Genomic DNA, 25,504 nt, shown 5'->3' on the forward strand with positions numbered 1-25,504 from the left:
GATTGTGTTCGGCTAGAGCAGGGCGTTGAGGAAGCCGACAAGATCCGACGTCATGTAGTCGATATGCTTGTCATCGTCCGTCCGCTTTTCCCAGGCGTCGACGAATTCGTGGCCCTCGTCGCGAGGAACAAGCAGCACCGTCTTCATGCCGAGCGTTTTTGGCACGAGAAGGTTGCGCGGCAGGTCCTCGAACATCACGGCATGGCCCGTATCCACCCGGTGCAGCGCCATGAACTTGTCATAGGTCGCACCCGCCGGCTTCGGCACATATTCCGCCGCGACGATATCGAAGACGTCGTCGAAATGGTGGAAGATGCCGAGCGCCCTGGCTGCCATCTCGGCATGTTTCACGCTGCCATTGGTGAAGATGAACTTGCGGCCGGGCAAAGCCTGGATCGCATCACCGAGCGAGAGGTCGGGCGACAGCACGTCGTAATTGATGGCGTGCGCTTTTTCGAGGAAATCGGCCGGATCGATCTTGTGGTGGATCATCAGCCCGTTCAGCGTCGTGCCGTGATCGTAATAGTACTGCTTCTGCAAGGTCCGTGCGTCCTCGCGCGAGAGACCCAGCAGCGCCGAGACATAAGCCGTCATATTCTGGTCGATCTGGGCGAAGAGATCGATGTGATGCGGATAGAGCGTGTTGTCGAGGTCGAAGACCCAGTCACGCACATTTGCGAAATCGGCTTTGTTCGGAAGATCGGTCATGGGGCGTCTTATGACATGGCCGATTGCCGAGGGAAATGGAATTTTCAGCACAGGTCTTTGCCGACGATGGATTTGACCTGGCCCGCATGCTAGCGGCAGGACATGGAACTCTGGATCCCCATCACCATCGCCGCCGCCTTCATGCAAAACCTGCGCTCGGCCCTGCAAAAACATCTGCAGGGCAAGCTCGGCACGCGCGGTGCGAGCTTCGTGCGCTTCGGCTACGGCTTTCCGCTGGCGATCCTCTATGTGGTGGTCCTGCACTGGATCGTCGGCCTTCCCTTCCCGACGTTCAACGGCGCCTTTGCCTTCTGGGCGGTGATCGGCGGTCTCGCGCAGATCTATGCGACCATGCTGCTGGTTTACCTGTTCTCGCTTCGGAATTTCGCGGTCGGCACCGCCTATTCCAAGACGGAACCGGTGCAGGCGGCAATCTTCGGCTTCGTGCTGCTCGGCGAACGCATCACTTTTGGCGCCGTCATCGCCATCATCGTCGGCGTCATCGGGGTGATGCTGATTTCGGTCGCCCGCGCACCGCTCTCGTGGCGCAACACGTTCGCTGCGCTGACCAGCCGCACCGCCCTGATCGGCATCGCGTCGGGTGCCGTCTTCGGCGTTTCGGCAGTCGCCTATCGCAGTGCGTCGCTGTCGCTCGACGGCCCCGGCCCGATCATGAACGCCGCCGTCACGCTGGCCTGCGTCACCACCTTCCAGACGGCTTTCATGCTGGTCTGGATGATGTGGAAGGACAAGAACGAAATCGTGCAGGTACTGCGGAGCTGGCGGTCGTCATCGCTGGTGGGCATTGCCGGCGTGCTGGGCTCCGCCTGCTGGTTCACCGCCATGAGCCTCCAGCAGGTCGCCTATGTGCGCGCGCTCGGCCAGATCGAACTGGTCTTCACCTTCATGGCCTCCTACTTCCTCTTCCACGAGCGGGTGAACCGCACGGAAGTGGCGGGATGCCTGCTGATTGTCTGCGGAATCTTGGGCCTGCTGTTCTGGTAGAGCGCCGGCGGTCGTAACCGCCGGCGAAAACATCAGGGCACGATCAGCGTGCCCGCGCCGTGCTCCGTAAAGATTTCGAGTAGGACGGAGTGGGCGGTCTTGCCGTTCAGGATGACGACGCCCTGCACGCCGGCCTTGATGGCGTCGATGCAGGTCTCGACCTTGGGGATCATGCCGCCGGAGATCGTGCCGTCCTTGATGAGTTCGCGGGCCTGCGCGACCGAAAGCTCCTTGATGAGCTGGCCGTCCTTGTCGAGCACGCCCGGCACGTCGGTGAGGAACAGCAGGCGCGTGGCGTTCAGTGCGCCGGCGATGGCGCCGGCAAAGGTGTCGGCATTGATGTTGTAGGTATGGCCGTCACGACCTGGGGCGACAGGGGCGATGACCGGGATCATCTCCGACTTGGCGAGCAGGTCGATCAGCGTGCGGTCGACCTCGACCACTTCGCCGACGAAGCCGAGATCGAGGATGCGCTCGATATTGCTGTCCGGGTCGATGACGGTCTTCTTGGCCTTTTCGGCAAAGACCATGTTGCCATCCTTGCCGCAAAGCCCGATCGCCCATTCGCCGGTCTGGTTGATGAGCGCGACGATTTCCTTGTTGATCGAGCCGGCCAGCACCATCTCGACGATCTCGACCGTCTTTTGGTCGGTGACGCGAAGGCCGCCTTCGAACTTCGATTCGATGCCCATCTTGGTCAGCATGGCGCCGATCTGCGGGCCGCCGCCATGCACGACGATCGGGTTGACGCCGGATTGCTTGAGCAGTGCCACGTCGCTCGCAAAAGCCTTGCCGAGTTCCGCATCGCCCATGGCGTGGCCGCCGTATTTCACGACGATGGTCTTGTTCTCGTAGCGCTGCATGTAGGGCAGGGCCTGGGCGAGAAGGCGGGCTTGGGTTTCGCTTTCGGATAGGGACATGGCGGCCTCATGGGACTTTGATGGCGGCCTGTTTAACGCATGTTTTGTGACGATGGAATGATTTGGGTGCGAGATTGCGCATGGCCGGGCAAAAAGACTAGGTTGCGGGCGCGACAGGCATGGAGCAGCGCGTGACCGGAAATGACATCTCCTATCTCATCGGCCGTGTGAGCCTGAAGGACCGCAAGGCCTTCGCCACGCTGTACGATGCGAGCGCCCCGAAACTTTTCGGCGTCTGCTTGCGTATCCTCAGAGACAGAAGCGAAGCGGAAGAGGCGTTGCAGGAGGTCTACGTAAAAATCTGGCAGCGCGCCGATCGCTACGTGGCCGGAAATGTGCACCCGATGGCCTGGCTTGCCGCGGTCGCGCGCAACCATGCGATCGACGTGATCCGTGCGCGAAGACCGGTGGCAACGGACATCGATGAAGCTTATGATATCGCCGACCCGCTCATGTCGCCGGAGGAGGCGGTCGTGCTCAGGTCGGAGGGCCGACGAATCGATATTTGTATGGAAGAGCTGGAGCCCGACCGGGCATCGGCCGTCAGGCATGCCTATATAGAGGGCCTGAGTTATGAGGAACTCGCCGAAACCCACCGCGTGCCGTTGAACACGATGAGAACCTGGCTTCGCCGAAGCCTGTTGAAGCTGAGAGAGTGCATGAGCCGATGACGGCGTCAGACAAAGACATGAGAGACCCCCGCCGCGACGAGGTGATCGCCGGCGAATACGTGCTCGGGGTGCTTTCCGCCGAAGACCGCCGCAAGGTGGAGGCGCGGCTTGCGCAGGACCGCCAGTTCGCCGCCATGGTGAACCGCTGGGAGGAAAACCTCTCCACGTTCAACGACGACTACGAGGCGATGCAACCGCCGCCGCGCACCTATTCCGCCATCGAGCAGCGCATTCTCGGTACGACACCGCCCGATGCCGCCTTTTCCGGCAAGGTTTCTGGCGGTTTCTGGAATTCGCTGGCGCTCTGGCGCTCGCTCGCCTTTGCTTCGCTTGCGGTCGCCGCTGGCCTTGCCTTCTCGATGAGTGCGCTACTGGCGCCGCGCCCGATGAGCGGCGGAAGGTTGGTCGCCGACCTTTCCGGCGAGGGCGCCACGATCAATCTGGTGGCCCGTTACGACGAGGCGAACGGTGCGCTGCGCATCACCCCCGTTGCGGCCGGCAAGGAGAAGGAGAAATCGCTCGAACTCTGGCTTGTCGAAGATGGCAAGTCGCCGGTCTCGCTCGGCGTGCTGCCGCAGACGGGTGAGGGGGAACTGGCGGTGCCGGCGGTCATGCGCGGGCGCATCGTGCAAGGCGTGGTGCTGGCCGTCAGCGTCGAGCCCTTCGGCGGATCGCCGACCGGAAGCGCGACCGGCCCGGTCATCGCATCGGGTGCGGCGCGCTTCGATTGATCCGGCACTCAAGACAGCGGAAGCCGCGCTTTGCGCGGCTTTTTTATTTTCCGATCAACAATTTATAAAAAAGACAGCCGGCCCTGAAACTCTTTTTCCAAAGCTCCCGTTGCTCACAATGATCGCCCGTTGGGCATCGCAACCGGGAGGACCCGCATAATGCGGGCCGAAAAGGAAGGATCCACCCCATGAGCCGTTTCACCCTTCGCACTGCCGCCCTCGCCACGGTTTTTGCGCTCGGCGCCTTTGCTGCCCATGCCGAAAACCCGATGGTCGGTGGCGCGGCGATGTTCGAAGACAAGAACATTGTCGAAAACGCCGTTAATTCGAAGGATCACACCACACTGGTTGCCGCGGTGAAGGCTGCCGGCCTGGTGGAAACGCTGTCGGGCGCCGGCCCGTTCACTGTCTTCGCGCCGACGAACGAAGCCTTCGAAGCGCTGCCGGCCGGCACGGTCGATACGCTGCTGAAGCCTGAAAACAAGGACCAGCTCACCAAGGTGCTGACCTGCCATGTGGTGGCAGCAAATGCGCTGTCCGAGGCAATCGGCAAGATGATCGCCGATGACGGCGGCAATCACCCGGTCAAGACCGTTGGCGGCTGCGTTCTGTCCGCCAAGATGGATGGCGACAAGATCACGTTGACGGATGAGACGGGCGGTGTCGCAACGGTGACGATCGCCGACGTCAAGCAGTCGAACGGCGTCATTCACGTCATCGACAAGGTTCTGCTGCCGAAGGCCTGACCTCTAAATCCGCGCCCGCCTCGAAAACCAGCGCGGATTGACCTTCGTCAGCCTTGGGCCGCCGGTTCTGCCGGCGGCCTTTTTATCGCGTAATCGCGGTAATGATGGCGTTGCGCACGTCGTCGAGCCCACGGCTCTTTTCCGACGAGGTCGACAACACTTCAGGATAGGCCGCCGGGTGCTTGATGATCTTCAGGCGGGTTTCCTCGACGAGGCGCGGCACCGCGACGTCCTTGATCTTGTCGGTCTTGGTCAGAATGACCTGGTAGGAGACGGCGGCCTTGTCGAGCAGCGCAAAGACCTCGTCGTCATTGGGCTTGATGCCGTGGCGGCTGTCGATCAGCACGTAGACGCGCTTCAGCGTGGAACGGCCGCGCAGGTAATCGAAGACGAGTTTGGTCCAGGCATCGACCTGTTCCTTCGGCGCCTGGGCATAGCCGTAGCCGGGCATGTCGACCAGCGCCATCGGCGGCAGGTCGTCTTCCGCGCCGGAATACCCGTCCGGAACGAAGTAGTTGAGTTCCTGCGTACGGCCCGGCGTATTCGAGGTGCGCGCCAGACCCTTGTGGCCGACGAGCGCGTTGATCAGCGAAGACTTTCCGACGTTCGAGCGCCCGGCGAAGGCGATCTCCGGCGGGCCTTCGGGCGGCAGGAATTTCATGGCCGGCACGCCACGGATGAAGATCCACGGCCTGCCGAACAGCGGCTTGTCGCCCGGTAACGTCGTCTCGGTCATAAGTCTGGCCTTTGTTGTCTGGCCCCCGGCTTCCCGGTTTTGGCCGCGAAAGTCAAGCGCGCCGCTGCCGCCAGAGTTCCACGCCGAGATAACAGAGCAGCGCGGCAAGCACGATGAAGCCGCCGACGACCGTGCGTGCACCGGGCACTTCGCCATGGATGACAGCGACCCAGAGCGGTGCGAGCACCGTCTCGGCGGTGCCGAGCAGGGCGGCGAGCGCCGAGGGAACGAGGCGCGCACCGGTGACGAAGAGCGCCAGGCCAAGGCCGAAATTCAGCGCGCCGAAGACGATGAGGACGCCGAGTTCCTGCGCGGTGATGGCGAAACCAGACGCCTGGCTTGCTGCCGTGGCGCAGGCGATCACGGTGCCTAGGAAGACGGCCGGCGTCATGCGCACATGGGCGAAGCGCCGGGTGATGATCGTCGCCGTGGCAAAGGCGAAGGCAATCAGGATGGCGAGTGCGTCGCCCATCATCGAAACACTGCCGCCGAGCGATTCCGACACCATGATGGCGACGCCGCCGATGACGGCCGCGATGGCGAGCCAGGTGTGAGCCGCGATCCTCTCGCGGAAGAGCAGCCACGCCATCAGCGCAGCGATCAGCGGAACGCCGGCCTGGATCAGCACGACATTGGCGACGGTCGTATAGGCAAGCGCGAGAATGAAGGAGGTGGAGGCCGTCGCGAAACACACGCCGACCGCGACACCGGCAAGGCCCATGCCCTTGAATAGCTGCACCGTACCGCGCGGTCCATCACGCACCAGCATGAAGCCCAGCAGGAAGAGGGCGGCAAAGAGCGAGCGCCAGGAGACGACCGTCCAGCCATCCTCGATATGGAGGAAGCGCGCCAGCGTGCCGCCAAAGCTCCAGACGACGGCGGAGCCGAGCACGAGCGCTGCGCCATACCCTTGCCCCCGGCTGTCCGGGAGGGTGGGGGTAACCGGAAGCGATGAAGCGGACATGGGACGCTCGCTAGAGCAATTCCAGCAAAAGTGTAAAGCGGTTTTGCGTCTGGAATTGCGTGAAAAACAAAGACATTGTCGCGAGCATGCCAGCAGCCTGTTCGCCATGCTTCCATGCCAGCGACGGGAGCATGTCGCAAGCGGGCCGTGCTGAAAAATCAGGCAAAAGAAAACCCCGGCGCGAAGGCCGGGGTTTTCATGTGGTTCGCTGAAAGCGTCGTCAGGATGATCCGGCCTTCTTTCCGAACAATCCCTTGAGATTGTCGAAGAGCTCGATCTTCACGCCCTGGCGCTTCATGATGATCGCCTGCTGGATGATCGACAGCGTGTTGTTCCAGGCCCAGTAGATCACGAGACCAGCCGGGAAGGTCGCCAGCATGAAGGTGAAGATCAGCGGCATCCAGGTGAAGATCATCGCCTGGGTCGGATCCGGCGGCGTCGGGTTCATGCGCATCTGCAGGAACATGGTGACACCCATGATGAGCGGCCAGACGCCGATCATCAGGAAGTGCGGCACGTCGTAAGGCAGCAGGCCGAACAGGTTGAACAGCGACGTCGGATCGGGCGCGGAAAGGTCCTGGATCCAGCCGAAGAACGGCGCATGGCGCATTTCGATCGTGACGTAGATCACCTTGTAGAGCGCAAAGAAGACCGGGATCTGCAGAAGGATCGGCCAGCAACCCGCGAGCGGATTGATCTTTTCCTCCTTGTAGAGCTGCATCATCGCCTGCTGCAACGCCATGCGGTCGTCGCCGTGCTTGGCCTTCAGCTCTTCCATCTTGGGCTGCATCTTCTTCATGTTCGCCATGGAGGAGTACTGCTTGTTGGCGAGCGGGAAGAACAGGCCCTTCACGACGATCGTGGTGATCAGGATCGCGATGCCGAAATTGCCGAAGTAGCGGTAGAAGAAGTCCATCAACTGGAACATCGGCTTGGTGAAGAACCAGAACCAGCCCCAGTCGATCATCAGGTCGAACTGCGGGATCGAGTAGGACGTCTCGTACTGGTCGATGATCGGCACTTCCTTGGCGCCGCCGAAGAACAGGTTCTTGACGTCGGCCTTCTGGCCGGGCGCGATGGTGATGTCATCCTGGCGGTAATCCGCCTGATAACGCGGACGGCCGTCCGTGAAGTAGGAGAAACGCGTCTCGTAGGGCGTCGCCTGCGGCGGCACGAGCGCGGTTGCCCAGTATTTGTCGGTGATGCCAAGCCAGCCGCCGGTCGCCTTGCCGGGCGCTACCGTCGTGTCTTCCTCTGTCGTGGTGTACTTCACCTCGTGCAGGCCGAGCGCGCCGAGCACGCCGATGAAGCCTTCGTGCAGCACGTAGACGGAGGGATCCTTCGGCTTGAAGAAGCGCGTTGCGCGGCCGTAGGGCGAAAGGGCGATTGCGGCGTCCGTGCGGTTCTCGATGCTATCGGCGACGGTGAACATATAATGCTCATCGACCGAGATCGTGCGGGTGAAGGTGATGCCCTTGTCGTTGGTGAAAGTCAGCTTCACCGGGGTCGTCTGCGTCAGCTTGCCGGTGCCTTCTTGGACCCAGACAGTCTGCGGGTTCGGAACCTGGCCGGTTGCATCGCTGCCGACGTAGCCGATTTCGGCGAAATAGCCGTGTTCGGTCTCGGCAGGGCTGAGCAGCGTGATGATCGGGCTCGTCTTGTCGACGGTCTCATGGAAGCCCTTGAGCTTCAGGTCGTCGAAGCGGGCGCCCGTCAGGTTGATCGAGCCGGAAAGCGAAGGCGTGTCGATCTCGACGCGAGCGGACCTGGCAAGGGCTGCCTCGCGCGTCTCGGTCGTGGTGCCCGTTGCCGCGCCACCCGGCAACGTACCGCTGGTGCCCGTGGCGGTGGTCGTGGTGCCGCCGGCGGTGGTGGTCGTCTGCTGGATCTGGGCCTGCTGCGCTTCGAGCGCGACGCGGTCCTTCTCCAGCTTGGGGTTCACATAGAGGAACTGCCAGGCAATGAGGATCACGACGGACATCGCGATCGCCACGAAATAATTGCGGTTGTTTTCCATCACTCTTTCCCGGGAGCAGCAGGGCGCTGCTGCTGCTTCTGTTTCTGCCTTGTCGCGATCCTCTCCTTGAGACCGGCTTCAAGGGTTTTGAAGGGCGCGTTCAACACGTCCCGTCTGGCGACAACCACATAGTCGTGTCCGGGCTCCATTGCAAACCCGGCGGATAGCCGCACCGCCTCTTTCAGGCGTCGCCGCATGCGATTGCGTTCCACGGCATTGCCGTGTTTCTTGGTAACAGTGAAGCCGACGCGGGGCTGTTCGTCCGGCGCCTGCCGGTCGCGCACTTCGAGAAGGAACAAAGGTCCCCTGCGTTTCTCGCCCTCGCGCACAAAAAGAAACTGCGGACGGCTTTTCAGCCGTCCGACAGCAGATTGTCTAACAGTCTTCGTCATTGCCCGTCGCCTCTGTTCCGGGCAGGCACGGCCTTAGGCCGAGAGGCTTGCACGGCCGCGTGCACGGCGTGCGGACAGGACCTTGCGGCCGCCCTTGGTAGCCATGCGGGCACGGAAGCCGTGACGACGCTTGCGAACAAGCTTGGAGGGTTGGTAGGTACGCTTTGTCATTTATTTAATACCGCGGTGTGCGGCCCTTCTTGGTTTGCATTACGCAAGCAGTTTTGAAAGTCCGGCATAGCCCGTCCCTCGCGGGAAGGCATCTTTCCAGACGTGCGCGGCTTATAAGGGCAAAACCGGCCGAAAGTCAATTGCGGCTCTCTGGTGTGCCGGATCGTCATAATTCTTAACGTCTGAGCAATCTCAGATTGCAAATCACAGGTAAAAAGCGTGCTTCCCTAACGTCACTTAAGGCTAGGTATTTGATTTTCCTCAATAATTTTTCGCATCGCAATATTAGGAATGGATTACTTTTACCTGGCTCGGGCGGTTGCATCAAAGTCTAATTAACCTTTAGCGTTTATCGTGCGTATCAAATGGCGAGGCGGCTGTGCGGTCTTGTCAGTTCTCAAGCATGGCTTTGGAGTTTGACGTGAAGATACGCGGCAGGATCTACCTCATCGTGGGTTTGATGGGGCTCATCTCGGTTCTCATCGGTGGCATTGCCGTCCATGTGGTTTCTGAATACAGCGACAAGCTGCATCAGTATGAAAACGCGGCCGACCGCGCCTTCCTCGGCGAGCACCTGAACCGCCAGGTCACGGCCGTCGTCATGGAAGCCCGCGGCGTCTATGCGTCCAAGGATACGGAGGGCGCGAAGAAATTCGCCGACGGCATCACCAAGGAACTCGACGGCATCGACGAGACCCTGAACACGTGGCGCCCGAGCGTGCCGGATGCACAGAAGGCCGCTTTTGACGCCGTCGTGGCGCGTGCTGCGGAATTCCGCACCTTCCGCACGGAAACCGCCCGTCTCGGCACGACCGTCTCGATTGCCGCTGCAAACGAGCAGGGCAACAACGAGCTCAACCGTGCCAACCGCAAGGCTTTCCAGAAGGAAATCGATGCCGTCGTTGAGACGGACGGCGAGAACCTGACGGCGATCAAGGCAGACATTTCCGCCTTCGAAACCCTCATGCTGACGCTCGTGCTCGGCACCGTGGGCGCCGGCCTGGTGCTTGGCGGTGGCGTTGCCTTCTATATCGCGACCAACCAGCTCAGCCGCCCGATCCAGACGGTCACCGAGACGATGAAGCGTCTTGCCGGCGGCGACCTCGATACGGAAGTGCCCTATGCCGGCCGCAAGGACGAGATCGGCGACATGGCTGCCGCCGTTGCGATCTTCCGCCAGAACGCCATCACCGTGCGCGACCTCAATGCCCAGGAGCAGGTCCTGCGCGAGAAGAGTGCCGACCTCCAGTCCTCGATTGCGACCGTCGTGCATGCCGCCGCTGCCGGCGATTTCAGCTCGCGCATCAGCAAGGACTACCAGAACGAGGACCTCAACCGCTTCGCCCGCAGCGTCAACGAACTCGTTGCCGGCGTGGAAGAAGGCATTGCCGAAACACGCCGTGTGATCGGCGCGCTCGCCGATGGCGACCTGACGCAGACCATGGACGGCGCGTTCCGCGGCGCCTTCGCCGAATTGCAGCAGAACGTCAATGCAACGCTTGCCACGCTCCAGCGCACCATGCGCGAAGTGCGCGGCTCGACCGATGCGATCAACGCCAATTCCGGCGAACTGCGCTCGGCCTCCGACGATCTATCCAAGCGCACCGAGCAGCAGGCCGCAGCGCTTGAGGAAACCTCCGCCGCGCTCGAGGAAATCACCGCCGCCGTCAAGAATTCGACGGAACGGGCGAATGAAGCAAGCACGATGGTCGGTGAGGCGACGCAGAGCGCAAAACAGTCCGGCGCCATCGTGCGCAACGCCATCGACGCCATGGGCCGCATCGAGCAGGCGTCGAGCGAGATCAGCCAGATCATCTCGGTGATCGACGAAATCGCCTTCCAGACCAACCTGCTGGCGCTGAACGCCGGCGTCGAGGCCGCGCGTGCGGGTGAAGCCGGCAAGGGCTTTGCTGTCGTCGCACAGGAAGTGCGCGAACTCGCCCAGCGTGCCGCCAGTGCGGCCAAGGACATCAAGGGCCTCATCACCAAGTCGGGCACCGAAGTGTCGGTCGGCGTGAAATATGTGCAGGAGACCGGCTCTGCCCTCTCCGATATCGAGACCCGCGTCGTCACCATCAACGACCGCATCCATGCGATCGCCACCGCCGCCCGTGAACAGGCGACGGGTCTTCAGGAAATCAGCACCGCCATCAACCAGATGGACCAGGTCACTCAGCACAATGCCGCGATGGTCGAGGAAACCTCGGCTGCGACGCACAAGCTGAAGGGTGAGGCAGACAGCCTGGCCGATCTGGTTGCGCGCTTCCGCACGGGTGATACCGTTCAGCGGGTGGCAGCCGTGCGGGCCGAAACCCGCCCGGTCGAATCGCCGGCCCGCCGCATGATGGGCAATGTCGCCCGTGCCTTTGGCGGCAACCGTGCCACAGCGACGGCAGCGGTCGCCCAGGAGAGCTGGGAAGAGTTCTGATCCATAGCCGGATTCCCGAAAAACAGGCGCGGCGGTCGCAAGATCGTCGCGCTTTTCCTTTTGCGGCGACTGCGTTGGAAAAATTGCCGCAATCTCCTATAATTGGCTGTCGGACGTGAACCGAAGGTGCGTCGATCCTTCGTCACGATCTGTGTGCCGCGTTGCGGCCTGCCCGGGAGTTTTGCAGATGGTGGACAGAGACGGGACACCGTCCTTGACCGAGAAGCCGGTACCGGCGGTCAGCTTTCTGTCCGGCCTGTCAGGCAGGCTTCTCCTGTTGACCGCCGCGTTCGTGTTGATCGCCGAAGTGCTGATCTTCGTGCCCTCGGTCGCCAACATGCGCCTGCAATGGCTGCGGGACAGGCTGAACACCGCCGCTGCCGCCAGCGTCGTCATCGAAGGCCTGCCGGACCAGGAGCTGCCGCGCGCGGTGCAGGAAGAGACCCTGATGGCGACCGGCGCCAAGGCGATCGTGCTGAAGAAGCAGGATGCCTCGCGCATCGTCGCCGCCGCCGCCGACATGCCGCCGAGCATCGATGCGCAATACGACCTCTCCGACGTCTCGATGCTCACCTCCATCTACGACGCCTTCGACACGCTGGTCTTTGGCGGCGATCGCATCATCCGCGTCTTTGGGCCGGTCGGCGAATCGAGCACGCGCATCGAGCTGCTGCTCGACGAGTACAAGCTGCGCCGCGCCATGCTCGGCTATGCGCGCAACGTCTTCATCCTGTCGATGATCATCTCGCTGGTCACGGCGAGCCCGATTTTCTTCGCGCTGAACCGCCTGCTGATCCGCCCGATCCGCCGCATGACGGCGAACATCCAGGAGTTCACCGCCGACCCGTCCAATCCGAGCCGCGTGCTGGAGCCTTCCGGCGGGCGTGACGAGATTGCCGTCGCAGGCATTCACCTTGCCGCCATGCAGCAGACGCTGCAACGCACGCTGAAGGAACAGAAGAACCTCGCCGATCTCGGCCTTGCCGTGTCGAAGATCAACCACGACATGCGCAACATCCTGTCTTCCGCCCAACTGATGTCCGACCGCCTGTCGGATGTCGACGACCCGGTGGTCAAGCGTGTCGCGCCGAAGCTTTTGCGCAGCATCGACCGGGCCGTTGGCTATACCAACGAGGTGCTCTCCTATGGCCGCATGCGCGAGCCGGAGCCGCGCCGCCGCTTCGTCGCACTCCGTCCGCTGGTGCAGGAGGTCTCGGAAGTGCTGGCGCTCGATTTGCGCGGCGATATCGAGTTTACGCTTCAGGTCGAGCCCGGCCTTCAGGTCGATGCCGACAGCGAGCAGCTCTTCCGCGTCATCCACAACCTTTGCCGCAACGCCGTCGAGGCGCTGTCACAGGATAATGGCGTGGAGCGACGCACCGTTCTAGTAACGGGCCTGCGCACCGGCAGCGTGGTGTCGATCGCCATCGACGACAACGGCCCCGGCATGCCGGCCAAGGCCCGCGAAAACCTGTTTGCCGCCTTCCGCGGCTCCGTCCGCTCCGGCGGCACCGGCCTTGGCCTGGCCATTGCCCGCGAACTCGTGCTCGCCCATGGCGGCACGATCGCGCTGGTCGAGAAGGTAACGCCCGGCACGCTCTTCCGTATCGAACTCCCCGACCGCCCAGTCCCCCTCGACGCCTTCCGCCACCGCGCATAAAGCCCGGCATTCCGGGCGGGATGTGACGGCACGATGAAAAAAAGTACATTTTTTCTCAGAAAGACGCTTGCAATAAACCGGCGCACCCTTTAGGAACCGCCTCGCAGCCGGGCAATACAAAAACCCTGTTGCCAGCGCACCCGTAGCTCAGCTGGATAGAGCACCAGACTACGAATCTGGGGGTCGGACGTTCGAATCGTTCCGGGTGCGCCATTTCATTACCAATCCAGAACAAAACCGAGCACTTGGGTCCGTTATCGGACCCAGGCTGACCTATACCAAACTGCCAATCGGCGGGATATTGAGCGCGCCACCAAGCAGGCTCCGCGGATCGTATATGGCCTTGACCTTCTGCAGCCGATGGAATGTCTCACTGGCATAGGCCGCGGGCATGCGTGCTGTCGCTTCGTCGTCGGTGATGAAGTTGACGTAGGTCGAGCCTGAGGTGAAAGGCATTGCCGCGACGGCGGCCGAACGCGCCCAGGAGATATGGCGGCTGTCTTCGGTGGCGTCCGTCCAGGCGCCCTGAAACACCAGCCCGTACTGTGCCCGGCGGATGCCGACCGCTGTCTCCTCGACCGGTATTCGTGCGGGCGCGCCGCCCAGATGCATGCATAGGATCGCCGAGAAAGGGGAGGTGATTGCCTCCGCCGCCGTGAGCAATTCGTCAGTCAGGCCGTCCTCGATTGCTGACGTCTCTTCCGACTTCCAGTAGTAGCGCCGACCGAAGGGTTGCCCCCCGTCAAGAAAGCTCTGAAAGCTGGTGAAACTCTTGGGCGCGATAGTGTCAGCGACAGGGCTGCCAAAAGCCTTGAGCCGCCGCATCCATGTCGCGCCCTGCCCCGCAGGGCCTGTCCAATGGGCGGCAATCCCAGCAATGAGCTGCCCGTGATAGGCTTCGGGTATCCAGGGTGCCGGTGGGGCCCGGCGCAGAACCAGCAGGCAGGTGAGCTCGTCCGGCGCTGCGCTTGTCAGGTCCACATAGAGATCGATGACGTCTTTTGCCGCTGAGAACGGGTGCACCACCATGCCGGCCAGGACTTCGGGACCATGCGCATGGCCTCGGAAGGTGAACTCGGTCACCACCGCGAAATTGCCGCCCCCGCCGCGCAAAGCCCAATACAGGTCCGGGTTTTCGCTCGCACTCGCGGTACGCGCCTTGCCGTCGGCGGTAACCACCCGCGCCGAGAGCATGTTATCCGCCGTGAAGCCGAACCGCCGCGAGGTCCAGCCAAAGCCGGCACCGAGCGTGAGGCCAGCAACGCCCGTTGCCGAAATGATGCCCGAGGGCACCACGATGCCATGCGGCTGGGTTGCGGCGTCGACGTCACGCCAGGCCGCACCGGCGTCGACGCGGACCGTCATGGCCTGAGGGTCGACCGTCACCGTCCGGCGGTGGCTCATGTCAATCGTGACGCCCCCATCGCTGAGGGCCGCGCCGGCGACATTGTGGCCCCCGCCACGGACCGATACTGCCATTGCATTATCCTGGGCAAAGGCGAGGGCTGCTGCAACGTCGGCCTCGCTGACGGGGCGGATGACCAGGGCTGGCCGTCTTTCGATCATGGCGTTCCAGATGGTGCAGCATGATTCATAGGCAGGGTCGCCCCGAAGGTGGAGCGAACCCTCGAGGGCGCGCTCCAGCGCCGTAAGGGCCGAGATGGAAATGGGAACATTGACTGCGGACATGGCAAAACTCCTTTGCGGTGTTTTCGCCTGTTCATGCCGCCGCCTCTAGTTCAGGAACTGAAGCAAATGCGATATTGAATCTGTACTGGCTGCCTTCTCGAACCTGGCCTATGCTCCCCCTTGGATAGGGAGGCAGCCAATGACCGATGGCAGCTATAGCCAATTCTGCCCCGTCGCCATGGCGTCGGAGGTGCTTTGTAGTCGTTGGACCATGATCGTGGTCCGTGAGCTTATCTGTGGTTCGACACGTTTCAACGATCTCAAGCGTGGTGTCCCGCGGATGTCGCCTGCGCTGCTCTCCAAGCGGCTCAAGGACCTTGAGGCCGCTGGCGTCGTCGAGCGTGTGGCTACCGGCGGCAGCGCCGCCGCTTACGAATATCGGCTCACCCCAGCAGGCCGGGAACTCGAGCCGATCGTCAGGGCCATGGGTTTTTGGGGGCAGCGCTGGGTAGAAACGGCTCCGACGCTACAGAACGTCGACCCCGAACTGCTGATGTGGGACATGCGGCGCAGCATCAAGGTCGCGGCCCTGCCGCGCCAGCGCACGGTGGTGCAGTTCAGCTACATTGACCGGCCTGAAAAGAAGCGCCGATATTGGCTCGTCATCGAAGCGAACGGGGCGGTCGACGTGTGCTCGCTCGATCCGGGATTTGAGGTCGATCTCTACGTCACCACTGACCTGCGTACCATGACCGCGATCTGGCTGGGGCTCACGACCATTCGCGCTGAATCCTCCAGCAATCGCTTCACGGCGGTGGGCAATCGCGAGCTTGAGGACCAGATGCCCACCTGGCTTGGGTTGAGTGCATTTGCGACGGAGCAAAAGCTGGCGCAGACGTGACCCGCTGCTTGGCCGCCTTACGCCAAATCTTCCAAATGCAGATCCCGTCGTGATGGCCGCTCGTGAGGCAAAGCGGACCTTCCACCCCAAACGGTCTCAGCACGGTTGACATTGTCGGTGCTCCGTGGCCCTTGCCGGTTTGACGCGAGCGTGACCGATATGCCACGCGCCGGCCCCGGCCGTTGCTCTGGCAGAGGGCTCCGCGTCCTCGGTCTCTTCAAATCCATCCGTCACTCGGCTAAGCAGGCAGCAACGGTGTCTGCATAACGCCGGCGAAACAGGAATAGCGGAAGGAAGCGGGACATGACGAACCGCGAAAGACCGCGCGTATTGCGTCGCGTGATACTCGCCGGATTGCTGGTGTTGGTGGGGTGCGCTGGCCGGCCGGAAGGCGTGTTGGTGCCGAGCGGCGAGACGCCGGCAGGTGTGTCGACGGTCAATCTGCTCGTTGCCACGACGCGCGCGCGGTCCAGCCAGCCGGGCGTGCTGTTTTCCGGTGAACGTGGCTCTGATCTCCTGATGAGCGACATCGTCGTCTCCATCCCGCCGGAAGACAAGCGCAAGGTCGGCCAGGTGCAATGGCCGGAAAAGCTGCCGGCCGACCCGATGAAGGACTTTTCGACCGTCAGCGTGACGCCGATCGATGGCGCCAAGGCCGGCGGCGCCTGGCTTGACCAGAACCTGCCGAAAAGCCGGCGCCTGCTGATCTTCGTGCACGGCTTCAACAATCGTTATGAGGATGCGGTCTACCGCTTCGCGCAGATCGTGCACGATTCCAAGACGGACGCTGCGTCGGTGATCTTCACCTGGCCGTCGCGTGCCAGCATCTTCGATTATTCCTATGACAAGGAAAGCACGAACTATTCGCGTGATGCGCTCGAGGAATTGCTGCGGGAAGCCGTCAAGTCGCCGAAGGTTGGCGAAATCACCATCATGGCGCATTCCATGGGGACGTGGCTTGCCGTCGAGACGCTGCGCCAGATGGCGATCCGCGACGGGCATGTGCCGAAGAAGATCCAGCAGGTCATCCTGGCCTCGCCGGACCTCGATGTGGACGTCTTTGGCCAGCAGCTTCGTGCCCTTGGCAAGGACAAGCCGAAATTTACCCTGTTCGTCTCGCGCGATGACCGGGCGCTGACGCTCTCGCGCCGCATCTCCGGCAACGTCGATCGCCTCGGCCAGATCAATCCGGCGGAAGAGCCCTACCGCTCCATGCTGGAAAAGCAGGGTATCACCGTGCTCGACCTGACGGCGCTGAAATCCGGCGACCGCCTCAACCACGGAAAATTTGCCGAAAGCCCCGATGTCGTGCGCCTGATCGGCAATCGCCTGATCGATGGGCAGGCGGTCACGGATTCGCAAGTTGGTTTGGGCGAGCGGCTCGGCGCCGTCGCGCTCGGCACGGCTCAGACGGTTGGCAGTGCGGCGAGCATCGTTGTGTCCACGCCGATCGCCATCTTCGATCCGGTAACGCGCAAGAACTACGACGATCAATGGCGGCGCTTCGGCAACGCGGTCGAAGACACGACGACGACCGCTGTCGGTCAATAAAATAAAAGGCGGCCAGTAAAGGCCGCCTTTCCGTGTTTTGCCGAAAATTAGCGAACCCAGATCACCTCGCGGGTGGCGCGATCCACAAGAACCGGCCGCTCATCGACATAGATGTAGCCGTAGCTCGGGCTTTCCGGCACGTCGACGATCTGCACCGTCTCCGGTATCAGCGCGCCGGCTTCGACCGGGCCTTCCAGCATGACAGGCTCCAGCGGGTGGCGCTCGACATAGGTGATGGTCGTTTCCGGGATGTCGGACGAGATGCTGGCCGTCGTGTCCATCTCAGGCGCATAGATGACCTGTCGGCTCTCGGTGCGCACGATCACCGGGCGGTTGTCGACATAGACATAGGCGAGGTCCGGGTGATCGGGGATCGGCGTCAGCATGACGGTGTCGTCAAAGCGCGTATCGGCCGTCACCTGACCTTGCAGAACGACCGGTGGCGTCGGGTTTTCCATCACATAGACACGGGCGTCATCCGGAACGGCAGCTTCCGCCCCGATGGCGAAACCGGCCACGCCCCCGACGATGGCACCGACCGGGCCGCCGACGACGGCGCCTACGGTCGCACCTGCGGCACCGCCGGCAGCGCCGCCGAGAACTTCCTTATCGGCATCGTCCGCATGGGCGACGGTCGCACCGATGAGTGCGAGGGCCGCACCAGCCATGAGAATCTTGCGCATGTCTTTCTCCTTCGAAAGTTGGGTTTCCCACCCCTTCGGCGGAGACAACGTGACATGCTTTGCTCTGTTCCCCCGGATCGGCGGCGCGGCATGTCACGTTGTGTAACGCGCGTTAACCGGCGTCTTAGGCTATTTCCGATTCAAGCTTTGCGATTTCATAGTCTTCGTGGTGCACCTGCAGCCCTTCTTCCGTCACCACGACGATGCCGTAGGCAGCCGGTTCGTCGACCGAGAGCGAGGCGTTCGGCGCATCGAAGGGCATCGGCTGCTGGTGCACCGGGCTCTTGAAGATCGAGAAGGGAATACCGCGATGCGAGCCGCCGATCGTGCGGTGCACATGGCCGGCGAAGATATGGCGGACATTGCCGTGTTTCAGTACGAGATCGTAGAAGGCGTCCTCGTTGCTAAGCCGGATGACATCCATGCCGGTAAAGCCGGTCTTGTGCGGCGGATGGTGCATGAAGAGCAGGACCGGCAGGCCGCCCGCACTTGCAAGCGTGCGGTCGAGCCAGGCGAGGCGCCGTTCGCAGAGATAGCCGGCATGGCTCCTCGGATAGTCGTAGGGCGGCGCAAACAGCGTATCGAGCAGCACGACGCGGCAATCGGGAAAGTCGATTGCCTGCTGCACGAAGCCATCCTCGTCCGGCGTCACATGCGAGAAGGTCTCGAGGAAACGGTCGCGATAGTCGTGGTTGCCGATGGTGATTGCCGCTTGCGGCACGAGCAGAGAGAGCAGGTCGCGCAGGCGCTCATAGGACTGGGTGTCGGCGCGGTGCGTCAGGTCGCCGGTAAAGATTACCCGGTCGGCATCCGCATGATAGCGGTTGACGTGTTCGATGCCGGCGAGCAGCCTTTGATAGGGATCGAGGCCGATGATCGCCGAGCCTTCGGGCACCATGTGCAGATCGGTAAAGACAATGAGTTTGGTCATGGAAAGGTCTCTTGACGGGATGATGTTCCGGGAATTCCGGAATGCCTGTCGTAGCGTGCAAACCTGCGGCATGAAAAGCAGTTGGAACGCATGGCAATCTGATATATCAGCAAAGCGAAGCCAATCAATCCCCGGCATTGGCCGCGCGGGACAGAAATAGCCGGCGGGCCGGCGAAGACGGAGCACAACGACATGAGATGGAAGCGCACGATCCAGCTGCTGGACGTTCATTGTGAAGGCGAAATCGGCAAGGTGGCGATCGGCGGCGTGCCGAAGATCCCCGGCAACACGATCGCCGAGCAGCTCAACCACATCAATACGGTCGATGACAGTCTGCGCCGCTTCCTCTGCCTGGAGCCGCGTGCGGCGGCGACCGGCTCGGTCAATCTGCTGGTGCCGGCCAAGCGCCCCGAGGCCGATGCCGGCTTCATCATCCTCCAGGCCGACCAGGCGCACGCCTCCTCGGGTTCCAATTCGATCTGCGTCACCACGGCGCTGCTCGAATCCGGCATCGTCGAGATGAAGGAGCCGGAAACCATCGTCGTGCTCGACACGGCCGCGGGCCTCGTCAAGGCGACGGCGACCTGCCGCGACGGACGTTGCGAAAAGGTCAAGCTCACGATGGTGCCGTCCTTCGTCGAGGCGCTCGATGTCGAAATCGACACACCGCACTGGGGCCGCGTGCGCTTCGACATCTCCTATGGCGGCATCTTCTATGCGCTCGTCGATGTCGACCAGATCGGGACGAAGATCGAGAAGGCCAATGCACGCGCGCTGGTCGATGCCGGCATGGCGCTGAAGGACCTGATCAACAAGTCGATGAAGGTCGTGCACCCGGAAATCCCGGAAATCAACGGCGTCGCCTATGTCATGTTCCGCGATCGCGATCCGGACGGCGTGGTGCGCACGGCGACAACGATGTGGCCCGGCCGCGTCGACCGTTCGCCCTGTGGCACCGGCAACTCCGCCAACCTCGCGACGCTGCATGCCCGCGGCCTTGCCAAGGTGGGCGACACGTTCCGCTCGCGCTCGATCATCGGCTCGGAATTCGAGGTGGGGCTGCAAGCCGAAACCGAGGTTGCCGGCCGCAAGGCCATCATCCCCACCATCACCGGCCGAGGCTGGACGTTCGGCCTGCACCAGATAGCGCTCGACCCGACGGACCCGCTCGCAAACGGTTTTGCGATGACCGACACCTGGGGTCCGCAGGCTGGCGAGATCAGCTAGAGCATTTCCAGCCGAAGCGGCATCGCTTCGGCGTCGGATAATGCGATAAAAACAATACCCTAGAGCATTTCCGGTGAACCAGATTTCACCGGAAATGCTCTAGGGCACAAAGTTCGGCCCGGAGTGGATCACCTCTCCGGGCCGCGCAGGCTTATTTTTTGGCGTAGTGCTTCTCAATGGCGCCGAGCGTGATGGGGTCGATCTCCGCATTGCCGGCCTCGTCGATCAGGTCGCGCTTGGCCAGAACCTGCTTGATGGCGAGGCGGGCGTCGGCGCTCAACTGCTCCGGCTGGTCGCGCAGGATGACTTCGAGATCGACATCGCGCATCTCGAAGGCGGCGACGAGGCTGTTCACCGCCTGCTCGATGTTCTTGACGATTCCGGTGCCGCTCTGCTGCATCAGGCCGAATTTCAGCTTGCCGTAGCTGTCGCCCTGATCGGCGGCCTGCTTGAAATAACCGGCTGCGGCGGTGAGATCCTGCTCGATGCCCTCGCCGGATTCCAGCATCAGGCCAAGGTTGATCATCGCGTCGATGCTGCCGCCTTTCGCTGAGAGCTTGTAGAAGGCCGCTGCCCGCGCATTGTCTTCGTCGACCAGGCTGCCATCATCGAGCAGCACGCCGAGATTGAAGGCAGCGGTCTCGTCACCGGCCGCTGCCGCCTTGTCGAACCAGCGGGCCGCTTCCGCGCCGTTGATCGCCGTGCCGATGCCGTCGCGATAGGCGACACCGAGATTGTAGGCACCCAGCACATCACCCATTTCCGCAGCCTTCTTGTAGTGGCTGAATTCGGCGGCGGGGTCACCGCGCTTGCCGAGCATCGCGCCGTAATTGACCATGGCCACGGTATTGCCGAGCGCGGCTGCTTCCGCGTAGAGCTTCATGGCGTCGAGGTCCTGGCCGGCACGCTCCAGCGCCCGGGCGAGCTGAAAGGCCATGCGTGCGCTACGGCCAGCATTGTAAGCCTCTCGGCAGGCCGAAAGGGCCGCGCCGATCTGGATGTCTTCCAGTACGACCGGTGCGAAGGCCTTGTTGCGCGTGCTGTCATACCGGCTGCCGGCACTCTGGTCGCAGCGGGCTTCGATGGAAAGCGTGTTTGCCTCAGCGCCGCTTGCGGCACCGACAAGAAGGGCCGCGAAGAAAAGGGCGCGGCCAGCCGTCTTTACTACTGTGGATCGCGTGATCATGATCCGTCTCCCTTCGTTGAATGATCGCACCTTAGACGACTGGCAGAAGGCGGCTGTTTCCACGGGAACAGAGGGAACGGAAAGAGCGGCGCATAACGGATGCAGCACAGGCGGCTTGTGCGGTTGACGGGCCGGCCCTATCAGTTCAATTCCATCCGACGGCTTGTCCCGTCCGAAAGGTGTGTCATGCGAACGCTCAAGGTTTTTGAACCGATCACCCTCAGCCGCAGGCTTTTCATTGCCGGCGGCGCCTTGGCGCTGACAGGCGTCGGCATCCGCGCAACGCAGGCCAACGCGATCATCGGCAAGGCGGTGGAAATCACCGGCGACGTCACCCGCAAGCAGGAAAACCATCTGGAAGGCCTGAAGGCCGGCGCCAGCCTGATGGACCATGATTTCGTCAAGACCGGCGCCAAGAGTTTTGCCTCGCTCGAACTCGGTGATGACACCAGCCTGCTGCTCGGTAGCAACACGGAACTGCTGATCGACACCTTTATCGCGGGGCAGGGCGGCACCATTGAACTCGGCACCGGGCAGATGGTCTTCGACCGGCCGGAGGGCCTTGCCAAGATCGACCTCACCATGCGCACCGCCTTCGGCATGATCGGCGTGCGCGGCACGAAATTCTTCGCCGGTCCGAGCCGCGGCGTCTTCGGCGTCTTCGTCGAGCACGGCCTTGTCGAGGTCACCGGCGGCGGCGTGACACGCCAGGTCGGCCGCGGCCAGGGCGTTGATATCGCGACGCCGGGTGCTGCACCCAGCGAGGTTGCGCAATGGGGTGATGCCCGCATCCGCGAGGCCTATGCCAGCGTTGGTATTCGCTAGGCCAAGTCTTCGTCGATGTCATCACCGCTGTAGATGTCCAGGTCGAGAATCAATCCACGTGCTCCAATCGCACGCATCTTCGCTGGCGAGAGGCTAAGGCCTTCATTGAAGCCGGACAGGAAGAGGCCTGCGAAGATGTTTCCGTGGAAGCGCACAGCCAGTGCCCGGCACGCATCGAGATCACCATCCAGCACAGAAAAGAGTGCTGCCACTTGTTTGTCGAGATCGCTTGGACTTTCGTCGGGGGTCGAGAGAGTCCACATACCCGTACGAGCAACGATCTCTTTCCCTTTTGGTGTAGCGTGAGTACCGCCTTTTTTCACGCCTTTCGTTGGTTGCGTTCCGAGAATGCGCGATACCTCTTCAGGGTCAAGGTCGTCCCCGGAAAAGCGAAGACATGCGGCGGTTCGATGTAGTTCGGCCATGCTATTTATAATCCCCTGTCATCCCGTTCGCTAATCGAACGTGAACAACTCTACCTGGCCGAAGCCGCGGATTTCGTGGCTGCCGATGGGGCGCAGCGGACGGGTCGTTTCGCTTGCCGCCTGCGGGCCGACGCAGATGTGGGTGCCGAGAAACTTGTTGGCATCCTGCAGGCGTGCCGCCAGGTTCATCGAATTGCCGTGCGCCGTATAGTCGAGTTTGCCGCCGACGCCCACTTCCCCCAGCACCACCATGCCCGTCTCGATACCGATGCGCGTGCGGCCGAATTCCTGTTCGAGGAAGGCTGGGCGGCGGCGCATTTCTTCGGTCAGCGTGCGGATGTCATCGGCGCAGGCGAGCGCCTTGTCCACGTGATGATCGAGATCGTCGGGCGCGTTGAAGAGCGCATGCACGGCGTCGCCCACCACCTTGTCAACCATGCCGCCATGGCGGGCGACGAGCGCGTTCACCTCGGTGTAGTAGATGTCCAGCAGCTTGACCAAGTCATGCGGGCCGATCTTCTTGGAGAGCGAGGAAAAGCCCTCGATATCGGTAAACACCGCCGTCACCTGGCGCTCCTCGCCGGCCACGCGGCCGAGATCGGGGTTGTCGATATACCGTGAAACGACGGATTGCGGCAGGTACTGCGCAAAGCGCTGGCGGGCGGTTGCTTCCGCGCGGCGCACATGGGCGAATTGCAGGAGGCCGGTAACGAGGGCCGCCGCCGCCACGACCAGCGAAACGCCGACCGCGTCGGATAGAAGCGCCGTCTGCATATAGAGAAGGGCCGATGCGCCGAACACGAGGCCGACAAGCCCGAGACCGGCCGTTGCCGCGAAGAGCGGGCGAAGCCGCGCCGCCGCCAGCGCCACCGCCGCACCTGCGGCAAAGGCGAAGCCCGTTTCGATCGGCACGAGGCCGAGATCGCGCATCGGGATATGGTCGGCCAGGATGGAATTTGCCACGTCCGCATGGATCTGCACGGAGGGTTCGAGCGTCATGGAGGCGCTGGTCCTGAGCCCGCCGAGATTGGGCAGGCTGCTGCCGATCAGCACGACCTTGCCGGCGATCCTGTCCGCGGCCACCCGGCCCGCCACGATATCCGCCGCGGAAAAGGTGCGCGCGCCCACCGTATCGGCCCTGCTCGCCACAAAGCGCAGGCTGCCGTCCTCGTCGAGCCGCAGGATGCGGGAATCGTGGCGAACCCAGGCGGGATTGCCGCCAAGCACCGGCGTGCCCGCCCCGGCCGCCAGCCGCGCCGCCTCCACGCCGAGCGACGGATAGGCCGCATTGCCAAGGATCGCATAGGCCTGCACCCGGCGCACGACCGCATCCTCGTCGCCGACCAGGAAGGCCGCCGCCGCGGCCGCCGATTTATCCTGCAGGAAGGCGCAGGAGCTTTCCGTGCCGTCGATGAACCAGAGTTCCGGAATGGTGACCGGCCGTTGCAGCGCAAGGGCGGGGATCGGATGCGGCGCCCCGTCCGTCGCCTCGCCGATGAGGAAGCCGAGAATGGTCGGCGTCTTGCCGATGGCGCTTGCCAGTGCCGCATTGGCGGGCTCGTCCGGTGCGCAATCGGTGGAGAAGATGAAGTCGAAGGCGATCGCCGTCGGTTTTGCGGCGGCAAGCCGCTCGATCAGCTCTGCCGTCTGTGTGCGCGTCCACTCCTTGTCCGGCACGCTCTGGAAGGCCTTGCGGTCGATATCGACCACGACGATGCGGTCGCTCTGGCGCGCCGGCACCGCCTGGGTCAGCGCATCGAAATAGAATTCGCGCTGCTGCTCCAACGCTGTCTCGCCGAGCGAGAACAGCGCCAGCGCACCGGCAAGGCTGGCCACGAGGCCGGCGATGAGCGGTCTATATCTCTTGGCGAACATGATCGGCCGCTTTCGTTAAGATGCGGGCCACCGGCGGCCTAGTCGTCATCCGGCTCGGCGATGCCGTAGAGCCGGCCGATATGGCAGTGGATGATACCATCGTTGCGGCGGATGGCACCGGCCTCCTCCAGTGCGAGGATCGAGCGGTTGATCTTTGGCCGGCTGGCGCCCACGATGCTGGCGATCTCCGTCTGGCTGAGCGAAAGCTGAAGGTTCGCGCTGTCCGGCAGCTCCTCGCCATGGATATTGCGCAGCGTCGCGAGGAAGAAGCGGGCGACGCGGGCGTCGAGATCGTAGAGCGCGATGGTTTCGAGCTGTTCCGTCGTTTCGCGCAGCTTGGTGCAGAGATAGTGGATGATCGCCTGCGCGGCCGTCGGGTTGCGCGTCAGGATATCGATGAAATCGCGCTTGGAGATGACGTAGCCTTCTGTCGCCACGACGGCGGTGGCGTCGGCCGAACGCGGCTGTCCGTCGAGGATCGCCATTTCGCCCAGGATCGAGCCGGCTTCCAGCTGGCGCAGCGACAGTTCCTTGCCCTGCGGCGTGATGAGCGAGAGTTTGATGCGGCCGGTCACGAGCACGATGAGATAGGTGCCCTCGTCGCCGCGCTGGAAGATCACCGTGCCGGGCGACCATTTGCGCCACGTCGCTATCCCAGCAATCTCGACCAGAGTTTCCTTGTTGAATCCCTCGAAAATCGGGAATGAACGCCAGAACGCGGCACTCTTGTTGATCTCATTCATATCCGCTTTCCCCCGACCGCCGCAAACGAAACAAACACGCGCCGCTCGGCAGAAACCTTCGCCCACCCGCCGTGTGCTTGCAACAGAAAAGAACGGAGGGCTTTGGGCTTGCCCCTTCGTTATTGGCAGATCCGCACGCGCTTGGTGACCGCCTTGCCGTGCTGGTCCAGCGTCTGGATGCGCTTGGTGATGCAGGTCTGCTGGTAATGCCCATAGGTGCCGTCCACATAGGACGTGCCGGCATGGCCGGTTGCGGTGAAGGCGAGGGAGGCGGCGGCGAGCGCGAGGGCGAGAAGATAATGACGCATGAGGATTCCGGGGAGGAGGAGGGGCGGGCTGCAACGACCCTCTTGTCGCATGGCCCGAACCGCCCCTCTGT

At 62.7% G+C, this 25,504-nt stretch carries 25 protein-coding genes and 1 tRNA gene; 11 read left to right on the plus strand and 15 right to left on the minus strand.

Features of this window, described 5'->3' with window-relative positions:
* Positions 1-12: 12 nt before the first annotated feature.
* Complete coding sequence (locus ACT6VE_RS18155) at positions 13-708, minus strand: pyrimidine 5'-nucleotidase (RefSeq protein WP_444799920.1); 696 nt, start codon at positions 706-708, stop codon at positions 13-15.
* 102 nt (positions 709-810) lie between these two features.
* Here ACT6VE_RS18155 and ACT6VE_RS18160 point away from each other — a divergent pair, with 102 nt between their 5' ends.
* On the plus strand, positions 811-1,713 hold the full coding sequence (locus ACT6VE_RS18160; protein WP_444799921.1) for a DMT family transporter: 903 nt from the start codon (positions 811-813) through the stop codon (positions 1,711-1,713).
* Positions 1,714-1,745: 32 nt separating this feature from the next.
* Here ACT6VE_RS18160 and argB read toward each other — a convergent pair whose 3' ends face one another.
* Positions 1,746-2,633, minus strand: a complete 888-nt coding sequence (gene argB, locus ACT6VE_RS18165) for an acetylglutamate kinase (protein WP_444799922.1) — start codon at positions 2,631-2,633, stop codon at positions 1,746-1,748.
* A 131-nt stretch (positions 2,634-2,764) separates the two neighbouring features.
* Here argB and ACT6VE_RS18170 point away from each other — a divergent pair, with 131 nt between their 5' ends.
* The 3 genes from ACT6VE_RS18170 (at position 2,765) to ACT6VE_RS18180 (ending at position 4,781) form a co-directional block, all read left to right on the plus strand.
* On the plus strand, positions 2,765-3,304 hold the full coding sequence (locus ACT6VE_RS18170; protein ID WP_444799923.1) for a sigma-70 family RNA polymerase sigma factor: 540 nt from the start codon (positions 2,765-2,767) through the stop codon (positions 3,302-3,304).
* Positions 3,301-4,035: an anti-sigma factor gene (locus ACT6VE_RS18175; protein WP_444799924.1), complete on the plus strand. Its 735-nt coding sequence runs from the start codon at positions 3,301-3,303 to the stop codon at positions 4,033-4,035. The genes ACT6VE_RS18170 and ACT6VE_RS18175 overlap by 4 nt, the downstream gene beginning before the upstream one ends.
* A gap of 188 nt (positions 4,036-4,223) precedes the next feature.
* Positions 4,224-4,781 carry a fasciclin domain-containing protein gene (locus ACT6VE_RS18180; RefSeq protein WP_444799925.1) on the plus strand — a complete coding sequence of 186 codons (558 nt, stop codon included), beginning with the start codon at positions 4,224-4,226 and terminating at the stop codon, positions 4,779-4,781.
* 82 nt (positions 4,782-4,863) lie between these two features.
* Here ACT6VE_RS18180 and yihA read toward each other — a convergent pair whose 3' ends face one another.
* The 5 genes from yihA to rpmH all read right to left on the minus strand — a co-directional run bounded on the left by yihA (position 4,864) and on the right by rpmH (position 9,061).
* Positions 4,864-5,517, minus strand: coding sequence for a ribosome biogenesis GTP-binding protein YihA/YsxC (yihA, locus tag ACT6VE_RS18185; RefSeq protein WP_444799926.1), 654 nt, complete (start codon positions 5,515-5,517; stop codon positions 4,864-4,866).
* 52 nt (positions 5,518-5,569) lie between these two features.
* The gene (locus tag ACT6VE_RS18190) at positions 5,570-6,481 is read right to left on the minus strand and encodes a DMT family transporter (RefSeq protein WP_444799927.1); all 912 of its coding nucleotides are present in this window, start codon (positions 6,479-6,481) and stop codon (positions 5,570-5,572) included.
* A 220-nt stretch (positions 6,482-6,701) separates the two neighbouring features.
* Positions 6,702-8,498, minus strand: a complete 1,797-nt coding sequence (yidC, locus tag ACT6VE_RS18195) for a membrane protein insertase YidC (RefSeq protein ID WP_444799928.1) — start codon at positions 8,496-8,498, stop codon at positions 6,702-6,704.
* Complete coding sequence (gene rnpA / locus ACT6VE_RS18200; protein ID WP_069060155.1) at positions 8,498-8,890, minus strand: ribonuclease P protein component; 393 nt, start codon at positions 8,888-8,890, stop codon at positions 8,498-8,500. Before rnpA ends, yidC begins: the two co-directional genes overlap by 1 nt.
* A gap of 33 nt (positions 8,891-8,923) precedes the next feature.
* Positions 8,924-9,061 carry a 50S ribosomal protein L34 gene (rpmH, locus tag ACT6VE_RS18205; RefSeq protein WP_083242913.1) on the minus strand — a complete coding sequence of 46 codons (138 nt, stop codon included), beginning with the start codon at positions 9,059-9,061 and terminating at the stop codon, positions 8,924-8,926.
* A gap of 421 nt (positions 9,062-9,482) precedes the next feature.
* Between rpmH and ACT6VE_RS18210 the strand changes: the two genes are divergently transcribed.
* The 3 genes from ACT6VE_RS18210 to ACT6VE_RS18220 all read left to right on the plus strand — a co-directional run bounded on the left by ACT6VE_RS18210 (position 9,483) and on the right by ACT6VE_RS18220 (position 13,362).
* Positions 9,483-11,489 carry a methyl-accepting chemotaxis protein gene (locus ACT6VE_RS18210; RefSeq protein WP_444799929.1) on the plus strand — a complete coding sequence of 669 codons (2,007 nt, stop codon included), beginning with the start codon at positions 9,483-9,485 and terminating at the stop codon, positions 11,487-11,489.
* 187 nt (positions 11,490-11,676) lie between these two features.
* Positions 11,677-13,149 (plus strand): sensor histidine kinase, encoded by a 1,473-nt coding sequence (locus ACT6VE_RS18215; protein ID WP_444799930.1) that lies wholly within the window; start codon positions 11,677-11,679, stop codon positions 13,147-13,149.
* 136 nt (positions 13,150-13,285) lie between these two features.
* A tRNA-Arg gene (locus ACT6VE_RS18220) sits at positions 13,286-13,362 on the plus strand.
* 60 nt (positions 13,363-13,422) lie between these two features.
* On the opposite strand, the gene ACT6VE_RS18225 is transcribed toward ACT6VE_RS18220, so the two are convergent.
* Positions 13,423-14,838, minus strand: a complete 1,416-nt coding sequence (locus ACT6VE_RS18225) for an FAD-binding oxidoreductase (protein WP_444799931.1) — start codon at positions 14,836-14,838, stop codon at positions 13,423-13,425.
* A 139-nt stretch (positions 14,839-14,977) separates the two neighbouring features.
* Between ACT6VE_RS18225 and ACT6VE_RS18230 the strand changes: the two genes are divergently transcribed.
* The gene (locus tag ACT6VE_RS18230; RefSeq protein ID WP_444799932.1) at positions 14,978-15,679 is read left to right on the plus strand and encodes a winged helix-turn-helix transcriptional regulator; all 702 of its coding nucleotides are present in this window, start codon (positions 14,978-14,980) and stop codon (positions 15,677-15,679) included.
* A 303-nt stretch (positions 15,680-15,982) separates the two neighbouring features.
* Positions 15,983-17,230, plus strand: coding sequence for an alpha/beta hydrolase (locus ACT6VE_RS18235; protein ID WP_444799933.1), 1,248 nt, complete (start codon positions 15,983-15,985; stop codon positions 17,228-17,230).
* Positions 17,231-17,277: 47 nt separating this feature from the next.
* Here the strand turns inward: ACT6VE_RS18235 and ACT6VE_RS18240 are convergent, their stop codons facing one another.
* Positions 17,278-17,913 (minus strand): DUF1236 domain-containing protein, encoded by a 636-nt coding sequence (locus ACT6VE_RS18240; protein ID WP_444799934.1) that lies wholly within the window; start codon positions 17,911-17,913, stop codon positions 17,278-17,280.
* 124 nt (positions 17,914-18,037) lie between these two features.
* Positions 18,038-18,844: a 2', 3'cyclic nucleotide phosphodiesterase SpdA gene (gene spdA / locus ACT6VE_RS18245; RefSeq protein ID WP_444799935.1), complete on the minus strand. Its 807-nt coding sequence runs from the start codon at positions 18,842-18,844 to the stop codon at positions 18,038-18,040.
* 192 nt (positions 18,845-19,036) lie between these two features.
* Between spdA and ACT6VE_RS18250 the strand changes: the two genes are divergently transcribed.
* Positions 19,037-20,071, plus strand: a complete 1,035-nt coding sequence (locus ACT6VE_RS18250; protein ID WP_444799936.1) for a proline racemase family protein — start codon at positions 19,037-19,039, stop codon at positions 20,069-20,071.
* A 151-nt stretch (positions 20,072-20,222) separates the two neighbouring features.
* Here the strand turns inward: ACT6VE_RS18250 and ACT6VE_RS18255 are convergent, their stop codons facing one another.
* Positions 20,223-21,257 (minus strand): tetratricopeptide repeat protein, encoded by a 1,035-nt coding sequence (locus ACT6VE_RS18255; protein ID WP_444799937.1) that lies wholly within the window; start codon positions 21,255-21,257, stop codon positions 20,223-20,225.
* Between the two features lie 186 nt (positions 21,258-21,443).
* On the opposite strand from ACT6VE_RS18255, the gene ACT6VE_RS18260 reads away from it, so the two are divergent.
* On the plus strand, positions 21,444-22,082 hold the full coding sequence (locus tag ACT6VE_RS18260; protein ID WP_444799938.1) for a FecR family protein: 639 nt from the start codon (positions 21,444-21,446) through the stop codon (positions 22,080-22,082).
* On the opposite strand, the gene ACT6VE_RS18265 is transcribed toward ACT6VE_RS18260, so the two are convergent.
* The 4 genes from ACT6VE_RS18265 to ACT6VE_RS18280 form a co-directional block, all read right to left on the minus strand.
* On the minus strand, positions 22,079-22,507 hold the full coding sequence (locus tag ACT6VE_RS18265) for a DUF4279 domain-containing protein (RefSeq protein ID WP_444799939.1): 429 nt from the start codon (positions 22,505-22,507) through the stop codon (positions 22,079-22,081). The genes ACT6VE_RS18260 and ACT6VE_RS18265 overlap by 4 nt on opposite strands.
* 30 nt (positions 22,508-22,537) lie before the next feature.
* Positions 22,538-24,382 (minus strand): CHASE2 domain-containing protein, encoded by a 1,845-nt coding sequence (locus tag ACT6VE_RS18270; RefSeq protein ID WP_444799940.1) that lies wholly within the window; start codon positions 24,380-24,382, stop codon positions 22,538-22,540.
* 38 nt (positions 24,383-24,420) lie between these two features.
* Complete coding sequence (locus tag ACT6VE_RS18275; protein WP_444799941.1) at positions 24,421-25,125, minus strand: Crp/Fnr family transcriptional regulator; 705 nt, start codon at positions 25,123-25,125, stop codon at positions 24,421-24,423.
* A 119-nt stretch (positions 25,126-25,244) separates the two neighbouring features.
* On the minus strand, positions 25,245-25,433 hold the full coding sequence (locus ACT6VE_RS18280) for a hypothetical protein (protein ID WP_444799942.1): 189 nt from the start codon (positions 25,431-25,433) through the stop codon (positions 25,245-25,247).
* Between the last annotated feature and the right edge of the window lie 71 nt (positions 25,434-25,504).

This window comes from Shinella sp. (assembly GCF_052438155.1).
In the GTDB taxonomy this organism is placed as follows: Bacteria; Pseudomonadota; Alphaproteobacteria; order Rhizobiales; family Rhizobiaceae; genus Shinella.

Coding starts and splice junctions, on each gene's coding strand:
- ACT6VE_RS18155 (WP_444799920.1), bottom strand. CDS start 708: ATGACCGATCTTCCGAACAAAGCCGATTTCGCAAATGTGCGTGACTGG.
- ACT6VE_RS18160 (WP_444799921.1), top strand. CDS start 811: ATGGAACTCTGGATCCCCATCACCATCGCCGCCGCCTTCATGCAAAAC.
- argB (WP_444799922.1), bottom strand. CDS start 2,633: ATGTCCCTATCCGAAAGCGAAACCCAAGCCCGCCTTCTCGCCCAGGCC.
- ACT6VE_RS18175 (WP_444799924.1), top strand. CDS start 3,301: ATGACGGCGTCAGACAAAGACATGAGAGACCCCCGCCGCGACGAGGTG.
- ACT6VE_RS18180 (WP_444799925.1), top strand. CDS start 4,224: ATGAGCCGTTTCACCCTTCGCACTGCCGCCCTCGCCACGGTTTTTGCG.
- yihA (WP_444799926.1), bottom strand. CDS start 5,517: ATGACCGAGACGACGTTACCGGGCGACAAGCCGCTGTTCGGCAGGCCG.
- ACT6VE_RS18190 (WP_444799927.1), bottom strand. CDS start 6,481: ATGTCCGCTTCATCGCTTCCGGTTACCCCCACCCTCCCGGACAGCCGG.
- yidC (WP_444799928.1), bottom strand. CDS start 8,498: ATGGAAAACAACCGCAATTATTTCGTGGCGATCGCGATGTCCGTCGTG.
- rnpA (WP_069060155.1), bottom strand. CDS start 8,890: ATGACGAAGACTGTTAGACAATCTGCTGTCGGACGGCTGAAAAGCCGT.
- rpmH (WP_083242913.1), bottom strand. CDS start 9,061: ATGACAAAGCGTACCTACCAACCCTCCAAGCTTGTTCGCAAGCGTCGT.
- ACT6VE_RS18215 (WP_444799930.1), top strand. CDS start 11,677: ATGGTGGACAGAGACGGGACACCGTCCTTGACCGAGAAGCCGGTACCG.
- ACT6VE_RS18225 (WP_444799931.1), bottom strand. CDS start 14,838: ATGTCCGCAGTCAATGTTCCCATTTCCATCTCGGCCCTTACGGCGCTG.
- ACT6VE_RS18230 (WP_444799932.1), top strand. CDS start 14,978: ATGACCGATGGCAGCTATAGCCAATTCTGCCCCGTCGCCATGGCGTCG.
- ACT6VE_RS18235 (WP_444799933.1), top strand. CDS start 15,983: ATGACGAACCGCGAAAGACCGCGCGTATTGCGTCGCGTGATACTCGCC.
- ACT6VE_RS18240 (WP_444799934.1), bottom strand. CDS start 17,913: ATGCGCAAGATTCTCATGGCTGGTGCGGCCCTCGCACTCATCGGTGCG.
- spdA (WP_444799935.1), bottom strand. CDS start 18,844: ATGACCAAACTCATTGTCTTTACCGATCTGCACATGGTGCCCGAAGGC.
- ACT6VE_RS18250 (WP_444799936.1), top strand. CDS start 19,037: ATGAGATGGAAGCGCACGATCCAGCTGCTGGACGTTCATTGTGAAGGC.
- ACT6VE_RS18255 (WP_444799937.1), bottom strand. CDS start 21,257: ATGATCACGCGATCCACAGTAGTAAAGACGGCTGGCCGCGCCCTTTTC.
- ACT6VE_RS18260 (WP_444799938.1), top strand. CDS start 21,444: ATGCGAACGCTCAAGGTTTTTGAACCGATCACCCTCAGCCGCAGGCTT.
- ACT6VE_RS18265 (WP_444799939.1), bottom strand. CDS start 22,507: ATGGCCGAACTACATCGAACCGCCGCATGTCTTCGCTTTTCCGGGGAC.
- ACT6VE_RS18270 (WP_444799940.1), bottom strand. CDS start 24,382: ATGTTCGCCAAGAGATATAGACCGCTCATCGCCGGCCTCGTGGCCAGC.
- ACT6VE_RS18275 (WP_444799941.1), bottom strand. CDS start 25,125: ATGAATGAGATCAACAAGAGTGCCGCGTTCTGGCGTTCATTCCCGATT.
- ACT6VE_RS18280 (WP_444799942.1), bottom strand. CDS start 25,433: ATGCGTCATTATCTTCTCGCCCTCGCGCTCGCCGCCGCCTCCCTCGCC.